Genomic DNA, 17083 nt, shown 5'->3' with positions numbered 1-17083 from the left:
AGCCGCCGCCCTATTCCGTTGTGATTGCGCCACAACGCGACGCCCGTACCCATTTCGTTTCATACAGTCCGGCGGCGTCTTGTGGTGGAATGGGGTATGGCATTGCTAAACGGCACTTATCGTTGGCTGGAAGATGGCGGCCCCGCATTCGGCGGCCCTGGGCTTGAACCGCGCTGGACCTCCTCAAAGAAGGACGCCGTGCTTACCGCGTATGCCGCGTCCTCCCGCATCTGGGCGACGGTCTCGCACGGCACGCTCAACGAGATTTACTTTCCGACCATCGATCGCCCGCAGACGCGCGACATGGAACTGCTCTTCTCCGACGGCGAAACCTTCTGCCACGAAGAGAAGCGCGACTTCGAATACGACTTTCATTACATCGATGACAGCGCCCTCGCGGTGCGCGTCGTCGCCAACGACCTCGGCGGCCGTTACACGGTCACCAAAGAGTTCATCACCGACCCGCATCACCCGGTCGTGCTCATGCGCGTCAAGGTCGAGGGCGATGAAGCGATCCTCTCGCGCCTGAAGTGCTACGCTCTGCTCGCGCCGCATCTCGACGGCGGCGGCGAAGGCAACTCCGCGCGCTCGGTCGATGTCTCCGGACGCCGCTGCGTCATGGCCTGGAAGAACAACTCCTACCTCTGCTTCGGTGCCGACTGCGGCTTCACGCGCTCCTCCTGCGGCTTCGTCGGCAACAGCGACGGCTACCAGGACCTCACCTCGCACATGGCGATGACCTGGGAGTACGGCCAGGCCATCGACGGAAACGTCGCCGTGATGGGCGAAATTGACGTCGCGCGCTTCCGCGAGTTCACCATCGCCATCTCGCTCGGCGAAGGCCCGCACTCCGCCGTCGCCGGCATGATGCAGTCGCTCTCCACGCCGTTCGAGCAGCACCTCAAGCGCTTCCTCACGCAGTGGCAGCGCGCCTCCGCGCCAGAAGAGCTCGCCGACGCCTCCACCGACGGCGGCCGCCTCATGCGCATCTCGCACAACATGATCCTCGCGCATGAGGACAAGACGTACTCCGGCGCTTTCATCGCCTCGGCCTCCATCCCCTGGGGCAACGCCAAGAGCGACGACGACCTCGGCGGCTATCACCTCGTCTGGACGCGCGACATGTGCCACTCCGCAGGCGCGATGCTCGCCTGCGGCCGCGTCGAGACCGCGCTGCGCGCCCTCGTCTACCTCGCTTGTACCCAGAAGCCCGACGGCGGCTTCGCGCAGAACTTCTGGATCGACGGAACACCCTACTGGTCGGGCATTCAGCTCGACGAAGTGGCCTTCCCCATCATCCTCGCGTGGCGCATCTGGAAGCTCGGCGGCCTCGGCAAGTTCGACGTCCTGCCGTTCGTTTCAAGCGCAGCCGCGTTCCTCACGCGCTACGCTCCGGTCACGCAGCAGGAGCGTTGGGAAGAAAACGCAGGCTACTCGCCTTCGACGCTCGCCGCGGTCATCTCCGCGCTCATCTGCGCCAGCGACATCATCCACGCGCACGGCTCCGATGAGCTCGCAAAGTTCCTCGAGGACTACGCCGACTGGATCGAAGCGCACCTCGACGAATGGACCACCACGACGCGCGGCGTGCTCGACCCCGACATCCCGTACCACTACATGCGCATCCGTCCGCCGGCAGAAGGCGAGCCGTTCCATAACCCGACCATCCCGCCGGGCATGATCAACATCGCCAACCGCGCGCCGGGCGAGAAGTACGCTTTCGAAGCCCGCGAAGTCGTCGATGGCGGCTTCCTCGAACTCGTCCGCTACGGCATTCGCCGCTGGGACGATCCGCTCATCCAGTCCACCATCAAGGTCTCCGACCAGGTGCTGAAGATCGACACGCCCTACGGCACCTGCTGGCGCCGCTACAACCACGACGGCTACGGCCAGCGTAAGGACGGCGGCCCGTTCATCCACTTCGGCCAGGGCCGCGCATGGCCCATCCTCACCGGCGAACGCGCGCACTACGAGCTCGAAGCCGGCATGGACGTGAAGAAGCACATCACCGCATTCGAGCGCTTCTCCAGCTTCGGCGGCATGCTGCCCGAGCAGGTGTGGGACTACGCCGACATGCCCAGCGAAGGCATGTACCTCGGCCGCTCCGCAGGCTCCGCACAGCCGCTCGTCTGGGCGCACGCGGAGTACATCAAGCTGCTGCGCTCCGTGCACGATGGCCGCGTCTTCGACCGCATCTCCGTCGTCGAACAACGCTACGCCGTGCCCAAGGAGAAGCGCACCTTCGAAAGCCGCATGGAGATCTTCCAGACCGGCCGACCGATCTCCGCGATGGTGCAGGGCGGCACGCTGCGCATCACCGACCAGCGCCGCTTCCGCGTGCTGTGGACCGCCGACAACTGGGCCACGACGAACACGCTCGAGTCGCGCGTCGTCGGCAAGCCCGGCTCCTACGCGGACATCCAAACCGCACCGGACCAGACCGGCAAGATCGAGTTCACGCTCTACTACCCGCAGCGCGACGAGTGGCTCGGCCGCAATCAGGTGGTCAACATCTACGAGAAGCAGCAGCCGCAACAAGCCGCCGCGTCCAAGCCGCAAAGCTAAGTCGTCAGCCGAACGCCCCATTCATGCGCGCAGTCGGCGCTTGAGTGGGGCGTTCGTGTTTTCAGTTGTACCGCGCGACCGTTCGCCTGAGTACTTCAACAGCCGCGCCTCAAAAGCCGTGGCGTACCTTCGCGTCCTTCGCGCTCTTTGCGTCGAAGTTCTCACCCAGCATCTGCAACGAGGCACGCGGAAGACCTCGACGCAAAGAGCGCCACGAGCGCGAAGGTTCGCCACGGCGTCGATGGCGTCCAGCAAAGATGCTGCGAACTCGGACTTGAAGTATCCACGCCGCCACATCGTACGATGGCCTTCATGAGCGACATTCTTGAGCAGGCCTCCCAGGCCGCGGGCTTTGGCGATGAGCGCGCGTTCCTGCTGCGCGTCGTACAGCCCGGCCTCGCGGGACTCATGGACGGTAGCGTCTCCACTCTCGCGCCGATCTTCGCCACAGCGTTCGCGACGAAGAACTCGCACACCGTCTTCCTCATCGGCGCGGCCTCCGCGGTGGGCGCGGGCATCTCCATGGCCTTCTCCGAAGGCCTCTCCGACGACGGCCAGCTCACCGGCCGCGGCAGTCCTGTCGTGCGCGGGCTCGTCACCGGCGGCATGACCTTCCTCGGCGGCTTCCTGCACACGCTTCCGTTCCTGCTCCCCAATGTGCACCACGCGCTCATCGCCGCGTACATCGTCGTCGGCGTCGAGCTCATGATCATCGCGTGGATCCGCTACAAGTACTTCAGCTCATCCTTCGCCATGTCGCTCGTGCAAGTCGTGTTGGGCGGCGCGCTCGTCTTCGCCGCCGGTGTCATCATCGGCTCCAGCTAGCCAGCTGTCTCTCCAGGTCCCATGAGCCGAAGCGCTGAGCCCTGCGCCGTCGGCACGGGGAGCGCGCACCAGATTTTGCACCCTTCTGGGGCCGCAGCTCATCTACCATGAAGAGCAAGTCATGGCTACGGCGCGCAAAAATCGACTCTCGCAGGAACAGTTCGAGCAGATCGCCCGCGCGCTGGCCGACCCGAAGCGATTCAGCATTCTGCAACAGGTGGCACAGTGCAAGTGTGAGACCGGCTACACGCCGTGCTCCGCGCTGAAGGCCCATGAATGCTTATCGCCCGCGACGATCTCGCACCACCTGAAGGAACTTCAGGAGTCGGGCCTGATCGACGTCGCTCGCGAAGGCCGCACCGCCAAGCTGACGCTGCGTCGCGAAGTCTGGGACGCGTACGTCTCGGAACTGCAAACGCTGTAAGGCGGTTTGAGTCATAAGTGAAGAGTCGTAAGTCATAAGTGTTTTGCTTGCATCGCAAGCGCGTCGTCCACTTTTCACATACACCACTCCTCACTTACGACTGTCTTTCCAACACTTCGACGATTGTCGAAATATTTCTGAATCTCCACTGCACCTTGCCCCATCCATTTCGATGTACGTCGAACAATTCGACGCAGACCGAAAAGGAGAAATTACGATGGCAAAGCTTACAGGTAAGGTCGCAGTGGTTACGGGCGCGTCGAAGGGCATTGGCGCAGCGATTGCAAAGAAGCTCGGCGCAGAAGGCGCGAGCGTTGTGGTCAACTACGCGTCGGACAAGGCAGGCGCGGAGAAGGTTGTGAAGGAGATCGAAGCCGCAGGGGGCAAGGCCATCGTCGCGGGTGGTTCGGTCGCCAAGCTTGCTGAGATCGACGCGATTTTTGATGCCGCGAAGAAGGCCTTCGGCAAGGTCGACGTCCTGGTGAACAACGCCGGCGTCTATGAGATGAAGCCCATTGGTGAAGTCACCGAAGAGCACATCGACTGGATCTTCGACACGAACGTGAAGGGCTTGCTGCTGACCACCAAGGCCGCGCTGAAGCACTTCCCGGCCGAGGGCGGCAACATCGTGAACATCGGCTCGCTGGTGAGCGAAATCACGCCTCCGGGATCGTCGGTGTACACCGCAACGAAGGGCGCAGTGGACGCGATCACGCGTGTACTCGCCAAGGAACTCGGCGATCGCAGAATCCGCGTGAACTCGGTGAACCCGGGCTTCGTGGTCACCGAAGGCTCGAAGACCGCAGGCTTTGCAGGCGGCCAGTTTGAGGATTGGGCTGTTGCTCAGACACCGCTCAAGCGTGCAGGCCAGCCGGACGATATCGCTGATGCGGTCGCGTTCGTGGTTTCCGAAGACGCACGCTGGGTAACGGGCACGCTGTTGCAGGCTGCTGGCGGCGCGCGCTAAGAAGTTTCAACATAAATTTTGCGCAGCGGAGCGCAATATTTCTCGCTCCGCTGCGTCATTACCCACAAGAGCATTTGCTCACAACCCAACGGTTCGCAAGAACCGCAACTGAAGAAGGAGACGACCATGAATATCGTTATGTTTTTGCTTCCTGTCGCCGTAGTCGTCGGACAGTACCTGCTGGGCGGCGCTGCTGATTCCGACCTCGATGGCTGTACTCGCTAACGCGCGTCGACGATGACACCCCGGGCGGATCGGCTTTCCGTGTTCGCCCTCTTTCCCTTTCAAGAGCTTCTGCCTCTCGCGGTCGCCCTGCGGTCCGATCACCAAACGTGATCGCCACCATGCAGAGATGCGATCAACCTTCGGGCAGCACTCCACGCTCTCCGTTCGTCTATCTGTATAGGTGCTTCTGTAGCGCCTTGAGAGGATCGGCGCCGAGTGAGTATGGGACGAAGAGAGTTGTTGGTAGGAGCCGGAGCGGCACTCGCCGCCACTTGGCTGCCTGAAGGAAACGCACAGCCTGCGAGCGATCACGACAGCCGCTCGCGCATTCACATCAGCGAGATCACGACGAAGCCGTGGACGCTTGAGCAGGACGTTGCTGCCTACAAACAGCAGGGTCTCGGCATCGAGCTCTGGGAGTCGAAGTTCGATCCTGCGAAGATCCCGCAACAGCTTGCGTGGCTTGAAGAGCAAAACATCTCTGTCAGCTCGCTGCAACCTGCGGTGCTCACGGTCTTTCCGTCCATGTCCGTGCTGGAGCCGAAGGACCCCGCAGAGCGCGTGGCGCGCATGTGTCGCACCATCGACCTCTTCGGCAGCGTGTTGAAGGGCAAGTGTTTCCCGACCAACACCGGTGCGGACTTCACCGGCAACGAATACCGCGTGTGGCGAGGTTCGGTAGATGCCTACAAGCGGCTTGCCGACTACGCCGCCGAGCGCGGAGTCCGTGTAGCGTTTGAGCCGCTCGGCGCCTCGCTGATGAACCGCAGCACCACGGTGTTCAACATGGAGCAGGCGCTCGAGCTGCTGCACGAGGTGAATCACCCCAACCTCGGGCTCACGGCTGACGCGTACAACCTGTGGGAGAGCAACGCGCTCGAGCAGGTCTCGCTCTGCGGCGACAAGCTCTTCCTCGTCCATATTGCGGACTGGAAGCGCCCACGCAACTTCCATGATCGTCGCGTGCCCGGCGAGGGCCAGATTCCGCTCGCGGACTTCCTGCGTCGCGTGCACGCGCTTCACTATCGCGGCCCTCTCGTCGTCGAGCTCTTCTCTGAAGGCGTGCCCGACTCGCTCTGGTCGCAGGACATGAACGACGTGGTGAAGCGTTGCAAACGCGGCGTGGAAGCTGCATTGCAGCAGGCCAGGGCCTAGGAGAGCGCATGGACCGCAGGAAAGCGATCGCATTGATGTCAGGCGCGGTGGGAAGCCTCTCCCTGCCGGCGGAAGGGAAGGCCATGCTGCCTGCAGCACCCAGGGATGCGTCGAAGCCCGCGACCCTTGAGATTCGCGGCATCGTGATCGGCGACGGCGCCACGAAAACGATCGTGTCGCTGATCGAGCGCAACGTGAAGGCCACGCTGGCTCAGGCGCAGAAACTGGCCGCCATGCCCGAGGTCGATGTCGTGGAGTTCCGCCTCGACCATCTCGACGCGGTAGACGACAAGCAGGAGGTGGCTCGCTTGTCCTCTGCCGTGGCGCAGGCCGTTGCGCCGAAACCACTGATCATCACATTCCGCACCAAAGCGGAAGGCGGCGAGAAGGCTATCGAACCTGGTGCCTATGCGTCGCTCTACGCTGCGATCGCGGCTGCGAATGTCGGCGACCTCTTCGACATTCAGGCGGCGATGCTGAATGCACCCGAGGTCGCAGACACGATGAAGCGCCTGCAGGCCGCGGGCCGTCGCGTCATCCTTTCGCATCATGACTTTCAGCGCACGCCATCCGAGGCGGAGATGCTGCATCTGCTACGCGCACAACAGGCGCAGGGTGCGGACATCTGCAAGCTCGCAGTCATGCCGCACGACGCAGGCGACGTGCTGCGTCTGCTCTCTGCCACATGGACGATGCGCAGCCGCTACGCCGACCGTCCGCTCATCACGATGTCGATGAACGGCATCGGCGCAGTCTCCCGCCTGTCGGGTGAAATCTTCGGATCTTCGATGAGCTTCGGCTCTGTCGGGCGTATCTCCGCGCCGGGGCAGATGCCCGTCGCGTCACTGCAGGCCTCGGTGGAAACGCTGCATCGCTCACTGCACGGCTAGGTCCGGGCTACGCTTCGGCCGGGCTACGCTTCGGCCGGCGTTGCGACGCTGATCATCCAGCCCACGCCGAAGCGGTCGCGGAACATGCAGAAGAGCGGCGACCAGAAAGTGTTCTGCGGCGCCATGCCGACGTTGCCGCCTTCGCTCAGCGCCGCGAAGAGTCGCTGCACTTCGGCTTCGTCCTGCACGGCCAGCGTCAGTTGAAAGCCGCCGAGCGTTTCTTCACGGCCGCGTGGGGCGTCGCATCCGGTGAGGTTGATGGAGCCGACCGCCAGCGTCGTGTGCAGAATCAGGTTCGGGTTATCCCCGCCCACATGCGCCTCCGGCGGAGCTTCGCCGAAGGTCATCGTGAAGCTGGGTTCCACGGCGAAGGTTTTCGCATAAAGCGCGAAGGCGGCTCGGCAGGTTCCGGGAAACACGAGATGGAAGCCGGTTTTCATGCGTTCCAGCCTATCTCAAGCCGCTTTCAGCGGAGATTTCCGCGCGTCCGATAAAATAGGGATTGACCATGATTTCTGTTTCCAATGTAACTATGCGCTACGGCTCGAAGCTGCTCTTCGAGGACGTCTCCGTGACTTTTACCGATGGCCGCCGCTACGGCCTCACCGGGCCGAATGGCGCGGGCAAATCGACCTTCATGAAGGTCCTCACCGGCGAGATCGATGCCCAGAAGGGCACCGTCGTTCGCCCCCGCAAGTTCGGCGTGCTCAAGCAGGACCAGTATGAGTTCGACGCCTACCGCGTGCTCGACACGGTCATCATGGGCAACAAGCCCCTGTGGGCCGCGCTCGAAGAGCGTGAGGTGATCTACAACAAGGCCGAGATGACCGACGAAGACGGTTCGCGCCTTGGCGAACTCGAAGGCATCGTCGGCGACGAAGATGGCTACGAAGCTGAAGCCAACGCCGCCGTGCTGCTGCAGGGCCTCGACATTCCCGACGAGCTGCACGAGCGCAAGATGAGCGAGCTGCAGGGCGGCCAGAAGGTCCGCGTGCTGCTCGCGCAGGCGCTCTTCGGCAACCCCGGCGCGCTCTTCCTCGACGAACCGACGAACTATCTCGATCTCGAGTCGATCCACTGGCTGCAGGACTTCCTCGTGCGCTACAAGGGCACGGTGATCACGATCTCGCATGATCGCCACTTCCTCAACAACGTCTGCACGAACATCGCCGACATCGACTACGAGACCATCATCACCTACACCGGTGGCTACGACGACATGGTGCTGCAGAAGACCGAAGTCCGCAGCCGCATCGAGAGCCAGAACGAGCAGCGCGAAAAGAAGATCGCGCAGTTGAACGAGTTCATCGCCCGCTTCTCGGCCGGTACGCGTTCCTCGCAGGTGAACTCGCGTAAGAAGGAAGTCGAGCGCCTCGCAACGAGCGAACTGGCTCGCTCCAACATCGCGCGCCCGTTCATCTCGTTCAAGCTGGAGCGCCCGTCGGGCAAGACGGTGCTCGAGTTCGAGAACGTCAACAAGAGCTACACGCAGCCTGATGGCAAGGTCGAGCACGTCGTCAACAACTTCACCGGCATGGTGCAGCGCGGCGAGAAGGTCGTCCTGATCGGCCGTAACGGTCAGGGTAAGACCACGCTGCTCAAGGCGCTGCTGGCCAACGGCCCCGGCGTCGAAGAGACGGACGTCTCGATCGACTCCGGCAAGGTGAAGTGGGGCCACGAGGTGCAGATCGGCTACTTCGCGCAGGACCACAAGGGCTCGATTCAGCTCGGCATGACCGCCGCTGAGTGGTTGCATCAGTACGACCCGAAGGCGACCAAGGAAGACATCCGCGGCATCCTCGGACAGATGCTCTTCCGCGGCGAAGAGGGCAACAAGAAGACCGATGCTCTCTCCGGTGGCGAAGCGGCGCGTCTGTTGTTCTGCAAGATCATGCTGCAGAAGCCGAACGTGCTGGTGCTCGACGAACCGACGAACCACCTGGACCTCGAAAGCATCAACGCGCTGAACCAGGCGATCCAGAAGTACGAAGGCACGGTCTTCCTAGTCACGCACGATCAGGACCTCATCGAAGAAGCCGGCACGCACATCTGGCACTTCGAAGGCGGCCCGAGCAACTTCCAGATCACTGATTACAAGGGACCGTACGAAGAGTACGAACAGAAGCGCGAGCAGGCGAAGAAGGCCTAGCGCTCCATCACCGTCACAAAAAGGCCCACGCGATCAGCGTGGGCCTTTTCATGACCCGTGGAATTCGAAGGCGCGGCGGAAATTCATCTGCTGCAGGCAACCTCAGGCCACGGCAATCGCTCTAAACCCACTCAGAAGACAAGACTATGCAACAAGCACGCCGGAAAATTGCCACCTATCGCATCGCCACTGTGGCGTGTCTCTTTGTTGTGCTGCTCAATACTTGGATCGCCGGTCGCGCTGTGGCGACGCTCTTTCAGGCAGAGCACTGGCTGGCGCACACGCTCGAGGTGTTGACGCAGACGCAGGCCACACTCTTTGAGGTCTCGTCGGCAAACAACAACGTCCGCGCGTACATGCTCACCGGCGACCCCCAGTACAGCGAGCGTTTCGCCAAGGCGCAGAAGGGACTCGAGGAAGACCTCGACCGTCTGCAGGCCGACACCAGCGACAGCAAAACGCAGCAGGCGCGCATTCGCACCCTGCGCTCGCGCGTGGCCGTGCGCATGGAGGCGATGGAGTCGGTGATCAACCTGCATCGCCGCGTGAACGGCTCCACGCTGGACCAGTCGCTGGTCGCCCCCGCACTCAACGAGAGTCCCGACGGCGGCATCTCCGTGCGCTACGCTTTGCAGCAGATTGAGAATGAAGAGCGTCGTCTACTCGACCAGCGCACCCGCGATGCCAGCAGCGCGCGGCGCAACGTGATCTTCTCTGTCATCAGCGCCACCGTGCTCGACATCGTCCTGCTGCTGCTCGCGTTCGAGCTGATGGTGCGCGCACAGCGCTCGCGTCTGGCACTGGCAGACCGCGCCGAGGTGATCGCGAAGCTCAATGCGGACCTGCAGGCGACCAACGCCACGCTCGAAGAGCGCGTGCAGGAGCGCACCCGCGAGTTGCAGGTTTCGAATCAGGAGCTTGAGGCGTTCTCTTACTCCGTATCGCACGATCTGCGCGCGCCGCTGCGCACCATCGACGGCTTCTCGCTCGCGCTGAAGGAAGACTTCTCGGAGATTCTGAACGAAGAAGGTCAGGACTACATCAACCGTGTGCGCAACGGCGTGCAGCGCATGGGCTCGCTGATCGACGCTCTGCTGCAGCTCTCGCGCGTCACGCGGTCGGAGGTGCAACGCGAACGCGTGGACCTCTCGCAGCTCGCGACCAATGTCTTCAACGAGCTGCAGGCGGCCGAGCCGGACCGCGAAGTGCAGTGGGTGGCGCAGCCCGGTGTGCAGGTGTTGGCTGACCCGCGCTTGATCCGCATCGCGCTTGAAAATCTGATCGGCAACGCATGGAAGTTCACCTCGCGTACGCCCAGCCCGCGCATCGAGTTCGGCAGTAGTCTCCGCGATGAGCAAACCGTATACTTCATCAGGGACAACGGTGCGGGCTTTGACATGTATTACGTCGATCGCCTCTTCACCGCCTTCCAGCGGTTGCACGGCGATCGCGACTTCAAGGGCTCAGGAATTGGTTTGGCCACGGTGTCGCGCATCATCCGGCGGCATCATGGAAACATCTCCGCCGAGAGCCAGGTGGGCCTGGGCGCAACGTTTTATTTTTCCCTCGGCGCATAAGGCCGCGAACCCTCTTTAGAAACAGGACGACTTCATCATGCCGACAGCAGAGAACATGATCCTTCTGGTGGAAGACGATCCAGATCACGAAGCCCTTGCCATTCGCGCCCTGCGCAAGGCAAACGTGGCGAATGAGATCAAGGTAGCGCGCGACGGCGCCGAAGCCATCGAGTACATGAACGGCATTGCCTCCGGCGTCAACGCGATGCCGCAGCTCGTGCTGCTGGACTTGAAGCTCCCCAAGGTGGAAGGCCTCGACGTGCTGCGCGCGATCCGCGCAGCCGACAAGACCGCATTGCTGCCCGTCGTCGTGCTTACTTCGTCGGACGAAGAGCGCGATATCGTGGCCAGCTATCGCCTGGGCGTAAACAGCTACATCCGTAAGCCCGTCAACTTCACTGACTTTGCTGAGGCCACCAAGCAGCTCGGCATGTATTGGCTGCTCCTGAATCAATGCCCGCCGACGCCCTAAATCCGGTCGCAGGATCTGCCTCCAACGAGGCATCCGCAGCAAAAGCGCGTCCTTTGCGTGTGCTCATCATTGAGGACTACGAAGAGGATGCGCTGTTGCTCGCCCGTCATCTGACGCGCGGCGGCTACAAGCTCGACTGGCGTCGCATCGAGACGGCCATCGACTTGAAGGCCGCGCTCGATGAAGCAGAGCCGTGGGACCTGATCATCGCCGACTACACGCTGCCGAGCTTCGGCGCGCGCGATGCGCTGGCCCTGCTGCAGCAGACCGGCCTGGACATTCCGTTCATCATTGTCAGCGGCACGGTCGACGAAGTTTCCGCCGTGAACGCGATGCGTGCCGGCGCGCACGACTACGTACTCAAAGGCCATCTCGAGCGCCTGATGCCCGCCATCGAGCGCGAGCTCGCCGACTCGGCCCGCCGCAAAGAGCGTCTCGCCACCGAGTTGGAGCTAAAGCTCGCTCAGCAGCGCTTTTCAGCCACCTTCAACCAGGCCGCCGTGGGCATGGCCCACACGACGACCGACGGCAACTTCCTGCTGGCGAATCGGCGTCTCGCGGACCTGCTCATGGTGGACCCGAGCGGCTTCCGCGGACTCATTCTCGGCGACTTCATCCTGCCCAGCGACCGCGTCACCAAACGCGCGCTGCTGAATGAAATGCTCGAAGGCAAGCGTTCCGGCTTCCGCATCGAAGTGACGCTGCTGCGCACCGACGGCGCGACATTCCCGGCACAGCTCACGGTCTCTGCGCTGACGTATGACGACCGCGGCGAATCCACGCTGCTCTGGGTCATCGAAGACATCTCGGCGCGCAAGGCAGCGGAGCGTGAAACCTCCGAGCTGATGACGCGCCTGATCAACTCCGAGCGCCTCGCCGCCGCCGGCCGCATGGCCAACACGCTCGCGCACGAGATCAACAACCCGCTCGAAGCGCTGACGAACATCGTCTACCTGCTGCAGACGCAGACTCTCTCCTCGCAAGCGATCGAGCTGCTCGATGTCGCCGCGCGCGAGCTCGAGCGCGTCGGTCACATCACGCGTTCAACGCTGAGCTTCTACCGCAAGGTGCCAGGCCGAACGCTCGACCTCCACGCGATCCTCGACGAGGTGCTGCAGCTCTTCGCCAGCCGCGCACAACAGCACGGCGTGGAGCTGCTCCCGCGCTACAACGACTCCATCCGCATCGTGCGCTACGACCCTTCGCTGCGCCAGGTCTTCGCGAACGTCGTGGGCAACGCGCTTGAAGCCATGGAGCAATCCGGCGGACGCATCTACATTCGCGGCCGCGTCTCCGGCGACCACGTCACCGTCACCGTAGCCGACAACGGCCACGGCATCGAGCGCGAGCACATGCGTGCCGTCTTCGAGCCCTTCTTCACCACCAAGGGCGAGAAGGGCACTGGCCTCGGCCTGTGGGTCACGCGCGGCATCGTGGAGGAGCAGGGCGGCGTGCTGCAACTGCGCTCCTGCACCCACGGTCCCAAGCACGGTACGACGATCCGCATCCGCCTGCCCATCGAGAGCCGCGACAACGTGCCGACAGCCATCGTGCAATAGCGGCGTCGGCATAGCCTTCCCGCTCCGGGCGCAGCCTCGTCGTCTACAATCGCCGCATGTCCTCCTTTTCTCCCATGCCGGACCAGGCGCCCTCTCGCAACGTGTTGGGACAGCCGCTTGAACCCTGCGGCTACGATCCGCTGACAGGTTTCTTCCGTGACGGCTGCTGCAACACCAGCCCGCAGGATCTCGGCGTGCACACGGTCTGCGCCGTGGTCACCGAGGAGTTCCTCACCGCATCGGCGCGTCTCGGCAACGACCTCTCCACCCCGATGCCGCAGTACGGCTTCGCAGGCCTGAAGCCCGGCGACCGCTGGTGCATCTGCGCCGCGCGCTGGTACCAGGTGCAGCAGGCCGGCGCCGCCTGCCCCATCGTGCTCGAGGCCACGCACGAAGCCACACTCGAGGTCGTGCCGTTCGAAGTGCTGCTGCAATACGCGGTGATTCCAAAGACATTGCACTAGAGGGCATCGCCTGCCGACGCACTAATTCCTTGACAATCGCGCACCCCCGCGCGAGTCTCAAAGAGACACACCTGAGCAAACAGTCTGTAACTCTGGCACGGAGCGCTGCGCAGCATCCATGCAGCGACCGGGACCGAAACCTGAACGTGATGCATCTTCCGTGGCGCTCGAGCGCGTCCCGGCGCATGCTCACCTGCAGTGATGGAGTCTTTCCATCGGATACATTTCTTGTTGGCTTCCTGACGCTGTGTTTCGCGCGTGGCTCGTAAATGTATTGGTTCCCGGGGGACTCTTCGTTACACTTCTGTAACCAAAGAACTGTACCCTTGATACTAAGTTCACAAGAAACCGAACAGCCTACGAGCTGTTCGCAAGTTAGTTTGCATCACCTTTTTGGAGACCGCTCTCGCATGAAAGCAATGTTCCGTAATTTCCGTTACCTGGCGGCCTGTACGGCTGTAGCCGCCTCGTTGAGCCTGCCCGCGTTCAGCCAGTCAATGACGCAGGGTGGCATCTCGGGCACCGTGTTTGACGCAACCGATGCCGCCGTTCCCGGCGCAACCGTTTTGATTCACAACAATGCCACGGGTGCGGAAAGCAAGCTGACCACCAGCGGTTCTGGCGCATACAGCGCGCCGCTGCTGCCCCCGGGCAGCTACACCGTCACCATCTCGGCCAACGGCTTCACCACGCAGAAGCGTACTGACGTCGTCGTCCTCGTGAACCAGATCACTGAAGTGCAACCGCACCTCACCACCGGTGGTAGTGCAGAAACCGTAGAAGTTTCCGCAGAGATTCCCACGATCAACTTTGACTCCCCGGCCTTCGGCGGCCACCTCGAGACGAAGGAAATTGAGGCGATTCCCATCAACAACCGCCGCTGGTCCTCGCTGGCTCTCACCACGCCGGGCGTTACCAATGACGCTTCAGGCTTCGGTCTGTTGAGCTTCCGCGCGATCCCGGCCGTGTTGAACAACGTGCAGATCGACGGTACGGACGACAACCAGGCGTTCTTCTCGGAAGAGCGTGGTCGTACCCGCGCCGGCTACTCCACCGCACAGGTGGCAGTGCGTGAGTTCCAGGTGAACACCGGCGTTTATTCGGCAGAACTCGGTCGCGCCGTCGGCGGCGTCGTGAACTCGGTCACCAAGTCCGGTGGCAACCAGCTTCACGGCGAAGTGTACTTCGAGCACCGTGGCGATGAGTTCAGCTCGCTGAACCCCAACGTCAAGCTCACGACGCAGAACTCTACCGGCGCTTACGTTTCGAACCCCTTCCGTCCGAAGGACAAGCGTAACCAGTACGGCTTCGGTGTCGGCGGACCGCTGATCAAGGACAAGCTTTTCTGGTTCTACGCTTTCGACGCCTTCCGTCGTAACTTCCCCGGCGTGGCTGTTCCTGCCAACCCGAGCCAGTTCTACAACACCTGCACCCCGACGTACGCTACAGCGAACGCGACCTTCATCACGAACCTCGCTGCTGCGCTGGGTACCACGACGACAGCTGCACAGGCTGCCTGCGCTACGGCCCTCACGGACCTCTCGACCGACCTCGGCATCGTGCCGCGCTTCGGCAACCAGCTCATCAACACGCCGAAGCTCACCTGGCAGATCAACAACAAGAACGTGCTGAACGTCCTCTACCACCGTCTGCGCTGGGATTCGCCCGGCGGCGTACAGACGCAGGCTGCTCTCGCTTACGCGCGTGACGCCTTCGGTACGGACTTCGTAAAGCTCGACTACGGCGTTGCGATCCTCGATTCGCAGATCTCCAGCCGCATGACCAACGAACTCCGTTATCAGTACGCTCGCGAACTGAACGACGAAGGTCAGCAGCCCTACACCACCTACAGCGCCAACCACCTGATGGCTGCCAACGGTGTGGCCACCTACGCGAACATTTACGCCGGTAGCTATGGCTTCTATGCTGGTTCGCCGTACTACAGCTACCGCACGGCATACCCGGATGAGCGCAAGTGGCAGATCGGCGATACGGCTTCGTACACGCTGGGTCGTCACACCATCCGCTTCGGTGTGGACTTCGTACACAACTACGATCTGCAGAACACCCTCTATCAGGGCAATGGCTCCTACACCTACGGTTCGGTGTTCAACTACATCGCCGACATCGTGAAGCCGACCGGCGCCTGCTTGTCGAGCACCGGTGCTACCCCGACCATCAGCGCAACCGGAACGTTTGGTTGCTACAGCAACCAGTCGCAGGAGTTTGGACCGACCACCTTCGATCTGGCGACGCTGGATACCGCGTACTTCGTACAGGACGACTGGAAGGTCAGCTCGAACCTCACCCTCAACCTGGGTGTCCGTTACGACTACGAAATGCTGCCGTCGCCGTATAAGGCGCTGCAGACCGCTTCGCAGACAGCCAGCTTCCCCTCGGACAAGAACAACGTTTCGGCGCGCCTCGGCTTCGCCTGGGATCCGTTCTCGCAGGGCAAGACCGTCGTGCGCGGTGGCTTCGGCATGTACTACGGCCGTATCCCGAACGCTGTCATCATGAATGCGTACATCACGACCGGTTCGACGGCGGGTCAGTCGGCCTACACCACCTACAACTCGTCGGCTGTGACGAACTCGAGCGGTACAGCGAACCTGCGCTTCCCGCAGGTGCTCACTGCGGCTCCGGCGGCTTCGGCCTCGGCTCCGTCGATCCAGTACCTCGATTCGCACATGCAGAACCCCTACACCGAGCAGTTTGACCTTCAGCTCCAGCAGGACCTCGGCAAGCACAACGTGCTCTCGATCTCCTACATCGGTGCGCTCGGTCGTGAACTGCCGAACTACCTGAACCTCAACCTCAATCCGTCGAACTACTACAACACCACCTACACCGTGAATTGCGGAACCGGCGTCACGACCTGCAACGGCGTGGCGAGCGGCACCACCTTCACCAACCGTGTGTATTCGAACCGTTCGGTCGGTAACGTCTACAACACCGTGAACCCCTCGTTCAACGCGATCACCGACGTGATTTCGAATGCGAACTCGGCTTACCACGGCATGTCGGTCGACATCACCAACCGCTCCTGGAAGTTCATCACCTTCGACGCGAACTACACCTGGGCGCATGCTCTCGACTACAACGTGGCCCAGTTCACGGGTGCTGGTACGAACAACTGGATCGATCCGTACGCGAACGGCCGTTCGAACTACGGCAACTCGAGCCTGAACATCCGTCACCGTGTGGTGGGCTGGGCGAACATCAACCTGCCCGGCATCAGCCATCAGAACTACCTGAGCTACCTGACGAACGGCTGGTCGGTGAAGCCGCTGGTCCAGATGCAGAGCGGTCTGCCGTACTCCTACGGCGTGTCGGGCACCCCGCAGAACCAGTGCGCGGCAACGACCTGCCTTGCTCCCTATAGCTCGGGCGTTGGTGGTACGGGCGTTACCTCGTACATCCCCTACTTCGGACGCAACACCCTGTATGCTCCGCGCGCCATCGTTGTCGACGCGCGTGTGCAGAAGGACTTCCGTCTTCGTGAAGGCATGAGCCTGCAGCTGCTGGCGGAAGGCTTCAACCTGGCCAACCACCAGAACGTCACCGGTATCAACACGACCGCGTTCACGTTCAACAGCGGTACGAACACGTTGGCTCCGAACACGAACTTCGGAACGCCTTCCACCTCGGGTGTGAACAGCAACTACGCTTACCAGGTTCGCCAGGTACAGCTCGGCGCTCGCGTCACCTTCTAACCGAACCACAACCGCAAAAAAGCCCGGACATTGTCCGGGCTTTTTGCTTTTCTTCCAAAACTGCACAAAACCGCTCTAAAACACCTCAAAACTGC

Annotated in this window: 13 protein-coding genes; 12 read left to right on the top strand and 1 reads right to left on the bottom strand. The window is 62.2% G+C overall.

The window, feature by feature from the left end; translation table 11 throughout:
- Positions 1 to 96 precede the first annotated feature (96 nt).
- The 6 genes from OHL11_RS00115 to aroD all read left to right on the top strand — a co-directional run bounded on the left by OHL11_RS00115 (position 97) and on the right by aroD (position 7051).
- Positions 97 to 2565, top strand: a complete 2469-nt coding sequence (locus OHL11_RS00115; protein WP_263369436.1) for a glycoside hydrolase family 15 protein — start codon at positions 97 to 99, stop codon at positions 2563 to 2565.
- Positions 2566 to 2877: 312 nt separating this feature from the next.
- Positions 2878 to 3390: a VIT1/CCC1 transporter family protein gene (locus tag OHL11_RS00110; protein ID WP_263369435.1), complete on the top strand. Its 513-nt coding sequence runs from the start codon at positions 2878 to 2880 to the stop codon at positions 3388 to 3390.
- Positions 3391 to 3511: 121 nt separating this feature from the next.
- Positions 3512 to 3814, top strand: coding sequence for an ArsR/SmtB family transcription factor (locus tag OHL11_RS00105; protein ID WP_263369434.1), 303 nt, complete (start codon positions 3512 to 3514; stop codon positions 3812 to 3814).
- Between the two features lie 217 nt (positions 3815 to 4031).
- Positions 4032 to 4781 (top strand): glucose 1-dehydrogenase, encoded by a 750-nt coding sequence (locus OHL11_RS00100; RefSeq protein ID WP_263369433.1) that lies wholly within the window; start codon positions 4032 to 4034, stop codon positions 4779 to 4781.
- 462 nt (positions 4782 to 5243) lie between these two features.
- Entirely contained in the window at positions 5244 to 6161 is a 918-nt protein-coding gene (locus tag OHL11_RS00095) for a sugar phosphate isomerase/epimerase family protein (RefSeq protein WP_263369432.1), read from the top strand.
- Between the two features lie 8 nt (positions 6162 to 6169).
- Positions 6170 to 7051: a type I 3-dehydroquinate dehydratase gene (aroD, locus tag OHL11_RS00090; RefSeq protein WP_263369431.1), complete on the top strand. Its 882-nt coding sequence runs from the start codon at positions 6170 to 6172 to the stop codon at positions 7049 to 7051.
- A gap of 23 nt (positions 7052 to 7074) precedes the next feature.
- Here the strand turns inward: aroD and OHL11_RS00085 are convergent, their stop codons facing one another.
- Positions 7075 to 7491 (bottom strand): VOC family protein, encoded by a 417-nt coding sequence (locus OHL11_RS00085; protein WP_263369430.1) that lies wholly within the window; start codon positions 7489 to 7491, stop codon positions 7075 to 7077.
- 68 nt (positions 7492 to 7559) lie between these two features.
- Between OHL11_RS00085 and OHL11_RS00080 the strand changes: the two genes are divergently transcribed.
- The 6 genes from OHL11_RS00080 (at position 7560) to OHL11_RS00055 (ending at position 16988) form a co-directional block, all read left to right on the top strand.
- Positions 7560 to 9200 carry an ABC-F family ATP-binding cassette domain-containing protein gene (locus OHL11_RS00080; RefSeq protein ID WP_263369429.1) on the top strand — a complete coding sequence of 547 codons (1641 nt, stop codon included), beginning with the start codon at positions 7560 to 7562 and terminating at the stop codon, positions 9198 to 9200.
- 146 nt (positions 9201 to 9346) lie between these two features.
- Positions 9347 to 10777, top strand: coding sequence for a sensor histidine kinase (locus tag OHL11_RS00075; RefSeq protein ID WP_263369428.1), 1431 nt, complete (start codon positions 9347 to 9349; stop codon positions 10775 to 10777).
- A gap of 37 nt (positions 10778 to 10814) precedes the next feature.
- The gene (locus OHL11_RS00070; protein WP_263369427.1) at positions 10815 to 11249 is read left to right on the top strand and encodes a response regulator; all 435 of its coding nucleotides are present in this window, start codon (positions 10815 to 10817) and stop codon (positions 11247 to 11249) included.
- Positions 11250 to 11308: 59 nt separating this feature from the next.
- Complete coding sequence (locus tag OHL11_RS00065) at positions 11309 to 12808, top strand: hybrid sensor histidine kinase/response regulator (RefSeq protein ID WP_263369426.1); 1500 nt, start codon at positions 11309 to 11311, stop codon at positions 12806 to 12808.
- Positions 12809 to 12864: 56 nt separating this feature from the next.
- Positions 12865 to 13272 (top strand): DUF2237 family protein, encoded by a 408-nt coding sequence (locus OHL11_RS00060; protein ID WP_263369425.1) that lies wholly within the window; start codon positions 12865 to 12867, stop codon positions 13270 to 13272.
- Between the two features lie 410 nt (positions 13273 to 13682).
- Positions 13683 to 16988 carry a TonB-dependent receptor gene (locus OHL11_RS00055; RefSeq protein WP_263369424.1) on the top strand — a complete coding sequence of 1102 codons (3306 nt, stop codon included), beginning with the start codon at positions 13683 to 13685 and terminating at the stop codon, positions 16986 to 16988.
- Positions 16989 to 17083 lie beyond the last annotated feature (95 nt).

Source organism: Granulicella cerasi (genome assembly GCF_025685575.1).
Classification (GTDB): Bacteria; Acidobacteriota; Terriglobia; order Terriglobales; family Acidobacteriaceae; genus Granulicella; species Granulicella cerasi.
Note: the sequence above shows the minus strand (reverse complement) of the source record. Positions and strands in the feature narration are given on the sequence as shown.